The sequence below is a fragment of the Patiriisocius sp. genome (genome assembly GCF_051252435.1).
Classification (GTDB): Bacteria; Bacteroidota; Bacteroidia; order Flavobacteriales; family Flavobacteriaceae; genus Patiriisocius.
The window spans coordinates 186,336-200,832 of sequence record NZ_JBPOFW010000004.1 but is presented as its reverse complement, the minus strand read 5'-3'; the positions used below and the strand labels follow the sequence as shown (position 1 = coordinate 200,832).

Below are 14,497 nucleotides of genomic sequence, written 5' to 3'. Positions count from 1 at the left end.
AAATTTCTGAATATGGTAGCAAGATGATGACAACAAAAATGTCATGAGACACGGAAAAAAAGTAAATCACTTAGGAAGAAAAACAGCGCACAGAAAGTCAATGTTGGCGAATATGGCATGTTCCCTAATTGAACACAAAAGAATTAATACAACTGTTGCAAAAGCAAAAGCACTTAAAGGTTTTGTTGAGCCATTAATTACTAAGTCTAAAGAAGACACAACGCACAATCGTCGTTTGGTAATGGCAAAAATGAGACAAAAAGATGCTGTGACCGAACTTTTTAGAGAAGTAGCGGTAAAAGTTGGAGATCGTCCAGGAGGATACACACGTATCATTAAACTTGGAAATCGTCTTGGAGATAACGCAGATATGGCAATGATAGAACTTGTAGATTACAACACTATCTATAATGCAGGAAAAGCAACCAAAACGAAAACAACACGCCGTAGCCGTCGTGGAGGTTCAAAAACAACAGCTCCAGCAGTAGCAACTAAAGCAACAAAAGAAGAAGAATAAATGAGCAATCGTTTATAAAATATAAAGGGATAAGCATTCAATGTTTATCCCTTTTTTTATGAATTATTTAGCTGAAAAATATTAGAAATGTTCTGTTATTTGCGCGGAAATTTTAACAATTAAAACAAAGTAAAAAACATGAATAAAAATCTCAATTTAATGTTATTGCTAATGGTAACATTGAATACTTTTTCTCAATCAACGTATGACTTTAGCGTTTCTAATCAGCCTTATGTCAATCTATCAGGAAGTACTTCCTTGAATAATGGCAATCTTTGGGATGATGATGAATTTACAATTCCCATAGGATTTGACTTTACAATAAGTACACATACATTTAATACTATTTATATTGTAGAATGGAGTGCAGGTGGAGTTCTTTCATCTTCACCACTAGATACTGGAGTATTGCCGGTTTTTGTTCCTATTGGCCAAGATATTGTGAGCAGGTTTGATGCTAATGGTTCAACCTCTCCCTTATCCTATAAATTGGAAGGCATTATTGGAAGCAGAGTATTAAAAATTGAGTGGAATAATCTTGGTTTTTTTGAAGATAGCACATTAAACGATTTCATGAATATGCAAATGTGGCTGTACGAAGGAACGAATATTATTGAATATAGATACGGGTCTAGTGCTATCAATAATCCAAATGAATCTTTTGAAGGAGAAACAGGGCCTAATGTTGGACTGTTTACATCGCTTGATATTGATGAGTTTGAATTATTGGATAATGCTTATTTTTTAACTGGGAATACTTCTAACCCCGATGTTGTAATAGTTGAAGCTGGAGGTGATGGCGATGGAGCATCTTTAGATGGTGTCATTCCAGATGGTACAGTATATCGTTTTGAACCAGGAATATTGGCAACAACAGATTTAAATACAGTAGATTTTGCTATGTATCCAAATCCTGTTGAAGATTCTTTTATTATAAAAACAAATAGTAATGTTGAACTTGTGGTAATCACTAATAATTTAGGGCAAAAGGTTCTTGAATTAGATGATGCTATTAAAAGTATTAATATTTCAGAAATACCATCAGGCATCTATTTTGTAACTATCCATTCAGAACTTGGAAAGGCAACAAAAAGGATTATTAAAAGATAAATCTAAAAAGAGAGCAATTGCTCTCTTTTTTTATGGAATGTTTAAAAGTTCTAAAAACTGAATTATTGTAACAAATTGAATTCAATTATTTTTGCTAAACACTTTTTAAGACTATGAAATGCCTATTTTTAAATTGTAAAACAAATGAAGGTTGTATTGTGGGCATACCATCTTCCTATTTATCAAATACATATTAAGGATGAAATACCAAACAAGAAAGAAAGCGCTTATTTTACTTGCAGATGGAACCATTTTTCACGGTAAAGCCGTGGGAGGAAAAGAAGGTTCTTCCTTTGGCGAGGTATGTTTTAACACCGGAATGACGGGCTATCAAGAAATTTTTACAGACCCATCTTATTTTGGGCAATTGATGGTGACCACAAATGCTCACATTGGGAACTACGGTGTCAACAATGAGGAAATTGAAAGTGAAGGAATAAAAATTGCTGGGCTTATATGCCGAAATTTTAGCTATCATTATTCTCGTGACTCGGCAGATGATTCGCTGGAAAATTTCTTGGACCAAAATAATTTACTCGCCATCAGTGACGTAGATACACGTGCGCTCGTAAGCTACATTAGAGATAACGGTGCCATGAATGCGGTGATTTCAACAGAAGTTGATAACATCGAAGGATTAAAAAAACAACTTGCCGAAGTTCCAGATATGAACGGTCTAGAATTAGCGAGTAAAGTTTCTACAAAGGAACCTTATTTCTTCGGAAATGAAAATGCGACATTTAAAATATCAGCATTAGACCTAGGGATTAAGAAAAACATTTTACGAAATCTTGCTGAAAGAGATTGTTATATCAAAGTATTTCCATACAATGCAACATTTGAAGATTTGAAAAGCTTCAATCCGGACGGATACTTTTTGTCGAACGGTCCAGGTGATCCAGAACCTTTAAAAGAAGCTATTGAAACTACAAAGAAAATTGTGGAAATTGGAATGGCATTGTTTGGCATTTGTTTAGGGCATCAAGTACTTGCCTTGGCAAATGGAATTTCTACATATAAAATGCATCACGGTCACAGAGGGATTAATCACCCCGTCAAAAATTTATTGACAGGAAAAGGAGAAATCACTTCACAGAACCACGGTTTTGCAATTAATAGAGAAGAAGCAGAAGCCCATGACGATGTTGAGATTACACACGTACATCTCAATGATCATACTGCTGCAGGAATTAGAATGAAATCTAAACCCATTTTCTCAGTACAATATCATCCAGAAGCGAGTCCTGGACCACACGATGCGTCCTATTTGTTTGATCAGTTTTTAGAGAATATTAAAAAGACAGCAGCAGTAGCAAGTTAAATGGATACTATATTTCCGAAGAGAAATTAAAAAAATCAATTGTCCTATTTTTAACGATTTGTAGAAGGAACTTAATCAAAATTGGTGCACTCGATGCTTGATGTTTCTATATATTTGGAGATAAAGAGATACATTTAATTATTTATAAAATATAACCACATACCATGAGCAGTATTATTGACATTATAGCGAGACAAATTTTTGATTCAAGAGGAAATCCTACTATTGAAGTAGATGTAATAACGGAGCTTGGATATATGGGTCGTGCTGCGGTTCCATCTGGTGCATCAACTGGAGAGCATGAGGCTGTGGAGTTGAGAGATGGAGGAAAAGATTATATGGGAAAGGGCGTTTTAAAGGCCATTGAAAATGTAAATGGAAAGATTGCGGGCACATTGCTTGGTGTTTCAGTATTTGAACAAGCGGAGATTGATCAAATAATGATTGACCTTGATGGGACAAAAAACAAGTCGAAATTAGGTGCGAATGCTATTTTAGGAGTTTCATTGGCATGTGCAAAAGCTGCGGCAAACGAATTGGGGTTGCCTTTATACCGTTACGTGGGAGGGGTGAGTGCATTAACATTGCCGTTGCCTATGATGAATATCATCAATGGAGGTTCGCACAGTGATGCGCCTATTGCCTTTCAGGAATTTATGGTAATGCCGGTAAAAGCAAAAAACTTTACCGAAGCTATGAAAATGGGTTCTGAAATTTTTCATAACCTTAAAAAAGTACTGCACGACAGAAATTTGAGCACAGCCGTTGGTGATGAAGGAGGCTTTGCTCCAACACTCGATGGAACGGAGGATGCACTGGACACGATTAAAAAAGCAGTTGAAAATGCTGGATATAATTTTGGTGACGAAATTATGATAGCGCTAGACTGTGCGGCGGCAGAATTCTACGTGAACGGAAAATACGATTATTCAAAATTTGAAGGCGATACAGGAAAGATAAGAACAAGCAAAGAACAAGCAGATTATCTTGCCGAACTCGCTAGCAAATACCCTATTATTTCCATTGAAGATGGAATGGACGAAAACGACTGGGAAGGTTGGAATTATTTAACAAAAAAAATTGGGGATAAAGTTCAATTAGTAGGTGATGATTTGTTTGTTACCAATGTTGAACGTTTGTCAAGAGGTATTAAAGAAGGAACCGCAAATTCAATATTGATTAAAGTAAATCAAATAGGTACGTTGACCGAAACTATTGCTGCGGTTACTATGGCACACAATGCAGGTTATACTTCGGTGATGTCGCACAGGAGCGGGGAGACTGAGGATAATACAATTGCTGATCTTGCTGTAGCATTAAATTGCGGACAGATTAAAACTGGTTCCGCTTCTCGAAGTGATCGTATGGCAAAATACAATCAGTTATTGCGTATAGAAGAACAATTGGGTCATGTTGCTTATTTCCCAGGAATGAAAGCATTTAAGGTTTAGTTTTTTATAAAACCTTTTAATTTCAAAGACCATCCTAATGTAGATGGTCTTTTTGTTTTTTACTGAATTAAAATTTCAGAAACTATAGAAAATAAAATTAAGGTTTATTTAACCTTACAGGAAGCCGAAATGTTAAATAAAGTCTTTGATATTTTGTAATTTAGCATTTCGCAAAAATTAAAAACAAAAGTTAAAGATATATGGCAAAGACCGCTACATTAGAAATTGATGGCAAGAAATATGAATTCCCTTTAATTACGGGTACTGAAAATGAAACGGCAATTGATATTAAAAGCCTAAGGAGTGTCACTGGAGGAGTTACCACCATTGATCCTGGCTACAAAAATACAGGCTCTTGTGAGAGTGCAATTACTTTCTTAAATGGTGAAGAAGGAATTCTTCGATATAGAGGATATTCAATTGAGGAACTTGCTGAGAAAGCAGATTTTCTTGAGGTGGCTTATTTGTTAATTTTTGGTGAATTGCCAACAAAAACACAGCTGGATAAATTTCACGCAGACATTAAAGAACAATCTCATGTTGATGAGGACGTAAAGAAAATCTTAGATGGTTTTCCAAAGTCGGCACATCCTATGGGCGTTTTATCTTCGTTGACTTCAGCACTTGTGGCTTTTAATCCATCTTCTGTTAATGTTGATAGTGAAGAGGAAATGTACAATGCTATCGTTAAGATAATGGGTAAATTCCCAGTTTTAACGGCTTGGGCACACAGAAAGCGTGCTGGACTTCCTTTAGATTACGGCAATAATAATTTAGGATATGTAGAGAACTTCCACAAAATGATGTTCCATCGTCCTAATAGAGAATATTCGGTTGACAAAAAAGTTGTTGAAGCACTAGACAAGCTATTGATTTTACACGCAGATCATGAACAAAACTGCTCGACATCTACGGTACGTATTGTTGGCTCATCGCATGCAGGACTTTTTGTTAGTATTTCGGCAGGTATTGCAGCACTTTGGGGACCACTTCACGGTGGTGCAAATCAAGCGGTAATTGAAATGCTTGAGGCCATCAAAGAAGATGGTGGCGATACGCATAAGTTTATGGAGAAAGCAAAAGATAAGGATGATCCTTTTAGATTGATGGGCTTTGGTCACAGAGTGTATAAAAACTTTGATCCACGTGCAAAAATCATTAAAGTTGCAGCAGATGATGTCTTAACAAGTTTAGGTATTGATGATCCAGTGTTAGATATTGCAAAAGGTCTTGAAAAAGAAGCACTTGAAGATAGCTACTTTGTAGATAGAAAATTATACCCTAACGTAGATTTCTACTCAGGTATCATTTATCGCGCATTGGGCATTCCAGTTGAGATGTTTACACCAATGTTTGCCCTAGGTCGTTTGCCGGGTTGGATTGCACAATGGAGAGAAATGCGCCTTAACAAAGAGCCAATAGGACGTCCAAGACAAGTTTATACTGGCGAAACGCATCGCCCTTTTAAACCAGTCGATAAAAGATAATATTTCGCAAAGCGGAAATTTTAAAAGCATCTCTAATTGAGGTGCTTTTTTTATATTTGTCACTATGATAAAATTGAATGTAAACGACGAATTTTCTAGACTGCGCGAAGTAGTTTTAGGCACAGCCAAAAGTAACGGTCCCGTGCCTTTACTTAAAGATGCGTACGACCCAAAAAGTGCCGAGCATATAAAAGCAGGTACCTATCCTAAAGAAGAGGATATGGTCAAAGAGATGGAATCTGTCGCTGCTGTTTTTGAAGAATACGGTGTCAAAGTTCACCGCCCCACGGTTATTGAAGATTATAATCAAATATTTTCTCGAGATATCGCATTCGTTATCGAGGACAAATTTATCAAAGCAAACATACTCGAAGATAGATCACGCGAAATTGATGCACTCCATCATGTAATATCAAAAATAGACCCCACTAAAATCATTGAATTCCCAGAGCACGCCCATATTGAAGGTGGCGATGTAATGCCATACGGGGATTATATTTTTGTTGGCACGTATTATGGCGATGACTACCCAAGTTACATCACAGCGCGTACAAATATGCAGGCGGTAAAGCATTTACAATCTTTGTTTCCTCACAAAAAAGTAAAGTCTTTTTCACTCAATAAATCGAATACAATTGCTGAGGACAATGCGCTACATTTGGATTGTTGTTTCCAACCTATCGGGAAGGGAAAGTGTATCATTCACAAGGAAGGCTTTACTGTAGAAAGTGAATATCAATGGCTCGTAGATTTCTTCGGAAATGACAATTGCTTTCACATAGACAAACGCGAAATGTACCACATGAATAGTAATATATTCTCCATTTCAGAAGATGTCATTATTTCAGAAAAGAACTTTACGCGATTGAACACCTGGTTGCGTTCAGAAGGTTTCACTGTTGAAGAAGTGCCTTATGCCGAAATCTCAAAACAAGAAGGTTTGCTGCGTTGTACTACGATGCCGTTGATACGAGATTAGAGTAGGTTTTAAATTTCCGAAGCTTTTAATCCATAACGAATTTAAATCCGCTGGCAACCATAAAATAATGAAGCCCGCTGTCTCTTTGGTATTGATTGAATTTTAAGTCAATACTCTTTAATCCAAATTTTGCGATATGCAATTTTGTAAAAATATCGGTGTACGTTACGCCCACACCATATTGGTGCGCTATATATTTTGACAAATCGTAGTCGCTTGTGTAAAACTCGTCAGTCGATAATGCAGTGTTGTACTCGTAAAAATAGTCGGATGCTGTTTGATTGTAAAAACGATACGAAGGATACACCGTGAATTTTGAAGCAATTTTTATTGGTATTTCAAGACTCGCGGTATGCGAATCAACGCCCCAGTCGTCTGTATAATAACGATAATAGGAACGGAGAACAAAGATTTCATTGATGAAATAATTGAGTCGTCCACCAACGGCAATTTTAAAACGGCTATCGGGCAATCGCTCAATATCATCAGCAAGCTGAAAATTTTCAGCAAAGATATCGGGTCGGTCAGCAAAATAGATACGTTGAAAAGGAGTAGAAAGTAATCCGTCCTGTTGCACGAGGTCTAAAGATAGGGATGCCTGCGCATTTTTTGAAAGGATTTGTGAAAAGCCTAATCCCAGCGAATATGAATTCCGTTTGTCTGTAAGTAATGGGTCAAGGTCTTCAAATTCGGTTACATTTTCTATGTCAAAGCGTAATTCTTCCGGATAGATTCTTTTCCATTTATCGAGATACACATTTGCATTAATGGATACTTCGGTGTTTTTTTCATTGAAAAGGCGTGTATAATTTCCGCCGAAACCAAACGAGAAATAATCATATTCAGACGACACCGAAACTTTAGTTCCCCAAATACTATTACGGTCATCACTGCTATGTGCGTAACTAAAAGTTCCGTTGGCCCATAAATCACTACCGGAAGCTCCAGAGGAAGCAACAAACGGATCTGCAAAATCACCATCAAAAGCATCCACATTACTGGAAGAAGCCGAGGTATATGCCGAAACGCTCGCATCAATCGCTAGCACGTCATCATCGTTTAAAGGAATAGACACAATAAAACCACCTACAGCATCTGTTAACTCTTCAGTACCGCGTCCTCCTGTTACTGCGGCATTGTCTCCATCTTGTGCATAGTAGCTCGCTAAAAAGTCAATTTCTGTAGTTTCAAGGACACGTTTTTTATAGGATGGAATACTATCTTGAGCACTCATTGTAGTAATACAAACTATTGCAATGATAGCGAGGGAGATTTTTGTTTTCAATATGTAAGATTTAACTATTAGAAAATGACTTCAATTACTTTTAATTACAACCACAACCACCACCGGTCTTTCCACCATTGGCGCCTACGGCTGCTTCCCTATAAGAATGTGCAGTACTTTCTGCACGCATAACTGGTTTGTCACTCAACGCCATATCTGGATCGTTGATATTCACTTTCTCGTATTCTTTTACAACAACACAAGACGTAAAACTGAAGCCAAAAATAACTACAAGTACTACTAATCTACCTAGTGATTTCATTTTAATTTGTTTTTAGAGTAATTCCTTTTGAACTAATAATTGTTCCGTCATCTTTAATGATAATACACTCAATTCCTTTTAATTGTGAGATTCGGTCCATTCCAATTTCTGGTCCCATCACAAAAATTGAAGTTGCCAGCGCATCAGCAAGTTCGGCTTGTGGTGCAAAAACTGTGGCACTAACAATACCGCTTGCGGGATATCCCGTTCGTGGGTCAATGATGTGCGAATAACGCGTATTGTTAAAAGTAATGTATTTTTCATAGTTACCACTAGTAACCACGGCTCCTTTTATGGGCAAAAGTGCAAACGCTTTATTTTTATTCATAGGATTTGTAATCGCCACTAGCCAAGGCTTGCCGTTAGGCTGATTTCCCCATGTATTCATATCGCCCGATGCGTTGATGATTCCGGCAATAACACCTTTTTTTTGCAATAACTCCTTTGCTTTGTCTGCAGCGTAGCCTTTTCCTATGGCACCAAACCCCATTTTCATACCAGAGTTTTTGAGAAATGCAGTGCTATTGTCTTTATCCAAAACAATATTTTTGTATCCCACTTTTGAAACTGAGGCCATGATATCTTCTTCGGAAGGCATTGTTTTCATGCTGCCGTCAAATTTCCAAATGCGGTCCATCGAGGCATATGTAATATCAAATGCTCCGTCAGTAATGGTGCTGATTTTGATACTCCTTTCAATAAGATTAAAAAGTTCTTCGGAAATTTTAACGGGTGTAATCCCTGCGTTTCTATTGACGCTTGAAGTTTCTGAATTAGGGTCCCATGAAGAAATACGTCTTTCAATTCTAGAAATTTCGGCGATAGCCAAATCGATAAACTCGTCTCCTTGAGCTTTATCGTTAGCGACCACTGTAATATCAAAATCACTCCCCATTAAAGAAAGTGATTTTTTAAAAATTTGTTGTGCATTGACATTTGTCAAGCAAAGAAATGTGAGAATGTAAATTAGTGGTTTCAAAAAATGAATGCTTGTTTTAGAATTAATTTTGTTGAATTATCTGGGTGAGTGCAGTCGAAACCTCTTACCAAAAAAATAATTGAACAGATTTTAAATTATTAAATCTATTTCTCGCTTGCAAAAGCTTCCAACTCTAAAATATACTTGTTGGGAGAGGTTTTGTGATAGCCGTTCTCGCCCAAGACTTTTCCAAACTGATCCATTACAACCACGAGTGGGAAAATGCCACGTTTGTTGTATTCTTCGGCAAGAGCTTCATTGTGAGCTGTTTGTTCATCGTTCAGTTTGTTCACTTTTTTTCTTGGAAAGTCTGCCTTGACCATTACAAAGTGGTCTTTGGCGTAAAGTTTAAAGCTTTCAGACTGGAAAATTTCTTTGTCCAGCCTAATGCACGGCGCACACCAATCGCTACCTTGAAAAACGAGGACAATTGCTTTATCTGTTTTTTTTGCGATGGCTTGTGCTTGGTCCATATCTGTCAGCCATTCTTGGGCAGAAGATGTGAAAGTGAAAGCGATGAGAGCGAGTATTGTTAAGAGTGTTTTCATTTTAGGTGTTTGTATTATTAGGGTTAACTATTAAAGTTGTTGCATATTGTATTTATGCCTTTATTATTAATCAATTTGTGTACCATATAAAAATTCAATTTACAGAAGCAATCATTTTCTTCAGTAAAACAATCTGCCCTAAATGATAATGATGGTGTTCAATCAGGCCTTGAATGTTTCGGTAGTAGCTTCCGTATTTTTCTGTATTGGCAAAATTTTCTTCCAACTGCTTGTCTTTTAATGAAGCAACAGCAGTAGCCATGGCGCTAACATTTCCGAATACATTAGTTAAAAATTCTTCCCATTGCTTTTGAGAGGTCATGGGCGGATGCTCAAAACTTTGCTTATCATCGCCAGTAATAGGCCCGCCGCGTAGTACGCGCAATTGCAGCTCAACGTAATAATTAAGGTGAAAAACGAGTGTGTACATGGTGTTGAGGTTTGCTACTTTTTGCGTTGCCTGTTCCCAAGTCACGCCGGTCAAGACTTCTTTGAGGTTGACCGAAGTCCAATTACCACCCGTATTTACATCTTGAAAATGTTTCGCTAACGCTAGAGAAAGTTTCATAGTTTAAATTTGGTGGAATAAATATAGCATTTTTGGGTTAGTTTGATTTCAGAAATGAACCGAAAATGAAACATATCAACATTGAAAAATTTGTAGCAATCTACATGTAAAAAAGAAGTATTTTTGCCGAAAATTAATTCCTTAAATTTCACTGCAACTTGCGGTTTTGCTATGTCACAAATTACTGATACCATCTTGATGATTCGCCCGGTGGCGTTTAGAATGAACGAAGAAACTGCCGTGAATAATTATTTTCAAGAAGACCTTGAAATGCGCAATAGTGAAATCAATGCTAAAGCACAAGCAGAGTTTGACGCATTTGTTGAAAAGTTGCGCGGTGTGGGAGTGAATGTAATCGTTGAAAATGACGATTTAAAAATGGACACCCCAGATTCAATTTTTCCTAATAACTGGGTAAGTTTTCATAAAGACGGAATTGTTGCATTGTATCCTATGTTTGCTGAAAACCGCCGTAGAGAAAGACGAGAAGAAGTGATAACTCGCCTAGAAAACGAAGGTTTTTTAGTGGAGGGATTTATGGATTACACGGTTGCTGAAGATGAAGGTTATTTTTTAGAGGGAACAGGTAGTTTGCTTTTGGATAGAGTAGCAAGTAAAGTATATTGTGCTATTTCGCCGCGCGCGGATGAGGAATTGGTGATTGAATTTTGTGAAGATTTTGAATGCGACCCGGTTATATTTACGGCAAACCAAACCGTAAAAGGACAACGATTGCCCATTTATCATACAAACGTAATGATGGCACTTGCTGAAAATTTTGCCATTATCTGTCTTGACACAATTGATGACAAACACGAAAAGAAAAATGTCATCAAACATTTAAAAGAAACCAAAAAAGAAATCATCGCCATCACCGAAGAGCAAATGCACCATTTTGCTGGGAATATGTTGCAAGTTAAAGGGAAAGACCATAAGTATATGGTGATGAGCGAGGCTGCAAGAACAAGCTTAACGAGTGACCAAGTAAAAGCGATTCAAAAACACTGCAAAATTTTGAGTAGTGATTTAACTACTATTGAAACGTGTGGGGGTGGAAGCGCTCGTTGCATGATGGCTGAAGTTTTTCTTCCAAAAGCTTTAAAAGTAGTTTAAAATTTTACCGAAATAAAGTTTATTTTCCTGCAATCCTCGATATCATTCCACCAAATATAAAGTAGTGGAAAGGTAGCATTGAATACCAATACAATCTTCCCCACAACCCGCGAGGTCTGAATGTGGCGGTTTGATGCAACACATTGTGTTCGTCAATTTCAAATTCTAGCCAAGCTTCTCCGGGGACTTTCATTTCAGCAAAGAGCAACAATCGTTTTTCTTCTTTATCGGCCAGAATAACACGCCAAAAATCTAATGAATCTCCTTCATAAAGTTGATTCAAGTGTGTGCGACCCCTTCTCAAGCCAACGCCACCAAATAGTTTATCCATATAGCCGCGTATTTTCCAAAGCCAGTTTGCATAATACCATCCTTTTTCGCCACCAATGGACCAGATATTTTCTAAAGCTTTTTCCGGGTTTTCAAGCTTTATTTTTTGCTTGTCTTTTACACAACCTTCATCAGGGACTTCCACATATTTTTTTAAATCGCTGTGGAAACGTCCACTTACCATGGAGTCCTTCCAACTTGAAACCACTTGGTTTTGTTTGATTTTTTTAAATGCCAACTCAATCGCTTTGACATACGAAATAGGTTTTACATTGAGCATTTCTTGAAGTCGAGTGTCTTTGGTGATGACTTCAATCTTCATGCTATCTACTAAGTTGAGTGCTAATTTATAAGATGTTGAGGTTACAAAATATAACCAGTACGATGAAAGTTTTGGGGATAGAAATGGCAGCGTTACAATAGAGAGATTAATCTCTCTAAATTTAGAATATTGCAACATCATTTCTTTATACGAAAGAATATCGGGTCCTCCAATGTCAAAGGAGTCATCATAGCAAGCCTCATTTCCTAATACGCCAGTTAAATATGTTAGGACATCTCTTATGGCAATAGGTTGGCATCTTGTTTTTACCCAACGCGGCGTTACCATAACCGGCAGTTTTTCGCAGAGATCTCTAATTATTTCAAAAGAGGCGCTACCGCTTCCTACAATGATGGCGGCGCGTAGTACGGTTAATTTTGCATTTCCTTCGTATAAAATGTCTTCCACATTTTTACGGCTCCACAAATGTTTTGAAAGGTTTCCTTCATTTACAATTCCGCCTAAATATATTACTTGTTTGCAATTGGTGTTATTAAGGTAGGTGTTGAAATTTTTAACGGACAATGCTTCCATTTCATCAAAATCATCCGTCGAGCTGCTCATGCTGTGGATTAGATAATACGCAGCGTCAATATTTTTGGGTAGTATGTTTAAATCGGGCTCGTTTAAAAAATCAATTTCAACGACTTCAATTTTTGAGCGCATTTCTTTATTGACAGATAATCTGTTGGCATCTCTAACCGAACAAATAATTTGATGTCCTTGTTCTAGCAAAAGCGGAAGCAATCGCATTCCTATATATCCATTGGCACCGGTGAGCAGTATTTTCAAAGTAGTAGTTTTGTTTAAAGATACGCAGTGAATATGTAACAGAAGTTAAACTTTATTTAAATTAAAATTTCAGAAATAAAAACCTCATTGTTATTTAGGGGTAAACTGTATCTTTAGGCTAACCGTAAAATCACCCTTATGAAAGTTTTAAAAACAGTTTTAATGATTGTTGGAGTTGTTCTCATTGTACTTGGACTTTACAATGCTTTTGTACCTCAAGAGGTTTTGGATATTGGTCCATTAGAAGTGAGTGCGAAAGAAGGTTTGAGCAACCAAACACTTGGTATGATTGGGCTGGGAGTTGTAGCGCTTGTGGCTGGTGCTTTTTTAAAGAATAGACGGTAACGGTATTTGTATTACTTACATGTCATCCACACGTGTAGGTGTATTTTTAGCCTTGGCATCCATCACTTTCTGTATAAATTTATGGATGCTTTTATCTTTGGGACGCGCTTCAATTTTGATAAAATAATTGTCTTTGTAAATTGAATATTCTTCGGCTTTGCCTTTATAGAGGACTAATTTGTAATAGGGGATTACCAGCGCATAGCTTTCTAGAAGTGACCTAAATCCCACGATAATTCCGTTGGGGCGCATTTCAATATTGCATTGATTACGGTTATTGTCCAACATTAATAGATTTGATATTTGAATGCTCGTTTCAGTAATAATAAGCTTTGTAGAACCTATTCCATTCATTTTAAAACGTTCTCGTAGCGTAAATGGTTTGCCCACTTCAGTATCAATTTTATTTGAAACTTGTTTATTATTATAGGAAACGTTTAAAAGCATAAGGAGTTAAATTTAATTTTTGGAAAGGGGTTTTAGATTGATATAATGGTATTTTAAGGTGCCCAAATGTTCAATTTCTTGTTCTCCAGATTTTAATTGTGCCCAATCAAATTCTTCTTCAATTTTTTGTTTTTTGTAATGGCTCAATAAATCATCAGATATCAACAAATACTCATCTGTGGGAACATCGTTTTTTAAGAGTCTATGTGCGGTAATAACATCTTCGCCCATCAATTTTATATGGGTACCAATAGGTACCATGCCTATTTCTTTTCCGTAGTGAAGGACTATTTTAAGACCTAAGATTTCCGGAAAATTTGCATCTAGATTTTCGTGTTTATATTTTTCAAATAGTGTATTCATTCGCTCATAAAACTGCGTATAAAAAAGTTTACACTGATTGATGAGGTCAGACAGATTAGGGAGCTCTCCTCGACGAAAAAACAAAACAGCATCGCCCTCAATCTCTGATACTTTGAGATTTAATTCATTACTGTAGATAATCTCATTGAGCAGCGCAGGAATTACTTGTGAGCTGATTTCAAAATTTGCATTCCGCATATATTCGGTAAAACCACTTATATCTGGTATGCATAGTAAAGTTGGGCTTGATTCCATGTTTTAAATTTGAAACTTAAAGA

General features: G+C 36.8%; 16 protein-coding genes. 8 read left to right on the top strand and 8 right to left on the bottom strand.

The genetic code is table 11. From position 1 onward, the window contains the following. The first annotated feature begins 43 nt into the window (after positions 1–43). The 6 genes from rplQ (at position 44) to ACSHW7_RS10475 (ending at position 6,865) form a co-directional block, all read left to right on the top strand. Positions 44–517 (top strand): 50S ribosomal protein L17, encoded by a 474-nt coding sequence (rplQ, locus tag ACSHW7_RS10500; RefSeq protein ID WP_435679308.1) that lies wholly within the window; start codon positions 44–46, stop codon positions 515–517. Positions 518–655: 138 nt separating this feature from the next. Beyond that, the gene (locus ACSHW7_RS10495; RefSeq protein ID WP_435679307.1) at positions 656–1,627 is read left to right on the top strand and encodes a T9SS type A sorting domain-containing protein; all 972 of its coding nucleotides are present in this window, start codon (positions 656–658) and stop codon (positions 1,625–1,627) included. Between the two features lie 199 nt (positions 1,628–1,826). Next, complete coding sequence (carA, locus tag ACSHW7_RS10490; protein WP_435679306.1) at positions 1,827–2,948, top strand: glutamine-hydrolyzing carbamoyl-phosphate synthase small subunit; 1,122 nt, start codon at positions 1,827–1,829, stop codon at positions 2,946–2,948. 164 nt (positions 2,949–3,112) lie between these two features. Continuing rightward, positions 3,113–4,399, top strand: a complete 1,287-nt coding sequence (eno, locus tag ACSHW7_RS10485; RefSeq protein ID WP_435679305.1) for a phosphopyruvate hydratase — start codon at positions 3,113–3,115, stop codon at positions 4,397–4,399. 200 nt (positions 4,400–4,599) lie between these two features. Further along, complete coding sequence (locus ACSHW7_RS10480) at positions 4,600–5,886, top strand: citrate synthase (RefSeq protein ID WP_435679304.1); 1,287 nt, start codon at positions 4,600–4,602, stop codon at positions 5,884–5,886. 64 nt (positions 5,887–5,950) lie between these two features. Continuing rightward, the gene (locus ACSHW7_RS10475) at positions 5,951–6,865 is read left to right on the top strand and encodes a dimethylarginine dimethylaminohydrolase family protein (RefSeq protein ID WP_435679303.1); all 915 of its coding nucleotides are present in this window, start codon (positions 5,951–5,953) and stop codon (positions 6,863–6,865) included. Between the two features lie 25 nt (positions 6,866–6,890). Here ACSHW7_RS10475 and ACSHW7_RS10470 read toward each other — a convergent pair whose 3' ends face one another. From ACSHW7_RS10470 to ACSHW7_RS10450, 5 genes are all read right to left on the bottom strand, one after another. Then, positions 6,891–8,099, bottom strand: a complete 1,209-nt coding sequence (locus ACSHW7_RS10470; RefSeq protein ID WP_435679524.1) for a DUF3570 domain-containing protein — start codon at positions 8,097–8,099, stop codon at positions 6,891–6,893. Between the two features lie 91 nt (positions 8,100–8,190). Continuing rightward, positions 8,191–8,412 (bottom strand): DUF4266 domain-containing protein, encoded by a 222-nt coding sequence (locus ACSHW7_RS10465; protein WP_435679302.1) that lies wholly within the window; start codon positions 8,410–8,412, stop codon positions 8,191–8,193. 1 nt (position 8,413) lies between these two features. After that, positions 8,414–9,391, bottom strand: a complete 978-nt coding sequence (locus tag ACSHW7_RS10460) for an FAD:protein FMN transferase (protein WP_435679301.1) — start codon at positions 9,389–9,391, stop codon at positions 8,414–8,416. 104 nt (positions 9,392–9,495) lie between these two features. Further along, positions 9,496–9,939: a thioredoxin family protein gene (locus ACSHW7_RS10455; protein ID WP_435679300.1), complete on the bottom strand. Its 444-nt coding sequence runs from the start codon at positions 9,937–9,939 to the stop codon at positions 9,496–9,498. Positions 9,940–10,033: 94 nt separating this feature from the next. Continuing rightward, positions 10,034–10,507, bottom strand: coding sequence for a DinB family protein (locus ACSHW7_RS10450; protein ID WP_435679299.1), 474 nt, complete (start codon positions 10,505–10,507; stop codon positions 10,034–10,036). A 171-nt stretch (positions 10,508–10,678) separates the two neighbouring features. On the opposite strand from ACSHW7_RS10450, the gene ctlX reads away from it, so the two are divergent. Next, the gene (gene ctlX / locus ACSHW7_RS10445; protein ID WP_435679298.1) at positions 10,679–11,620 is read left to right on the top strand and encodes a citrulline utilization hydrolase CtlX; all 942 of its coding nucleotides are present in this window, start codon (positions 10,679–10,681) and stop codon (positions 11,618–11,620) included. 19 nt (positions 11,621–11,639) lie between these two features. On the opposite strand, the gene ACSHW7_RS10440 is transcribed toward ctlX, so the two are convergent. Beyond that, the gene (locus tag ACSHW7_RS10440) at positions 11,640–13,064 is read right to left on the bottom strand and encodes an SDR family oxidoreductase (RefSeq protein WP_435679297.1); all 1,425 of its coding nucleotides are present in this window, start codon (positions 13,062–13,064) and stop codon (positions 11,640–11,642) included. A gap of 138 nt (positions 13,065–13,202) precedes the next feature. On the opposite strand from ACSHW7_RS10440, the gene ACSHW7_RS10435 reads away from it, so the two are divergent. Beyond that, entirely contained in the window at positions 13,203–13,409 is a 207-nt protein-coding gene (locus ACSHW7_RS10435) for a hypothetical protein (RefSeq protein WP_435679296.1), read from the top strand. Between the two features lie 15 nt (positions 13,410–13,424). Here ACSHW7_RS10435 and ACSHW7_RS10430 read toward each other — a convergent pair whose 3' ends face one another. Continuing rightward, a complete protein-coding gene (locus tag ACSHW7_RS10430; protein WP_435679295.1) occupies positions 13,425–13,856 on the bottom strand; it encodes a hypothetical protein in 432 nt (143 codons plus the stop codon). 12 nt (positions 13,857–13,868) lie between these two features. Next, entirely contained in the window at positions 13,869–14,474 is a 606-nt protein-coding gene (locus tag ACSHW7_RS10425) for a DUF2652 domain-containing protein (protein WP_435679294.1), read from the bottom strand. Positions 14,475–14,497 lie beyond the last annotated feature (23 nt).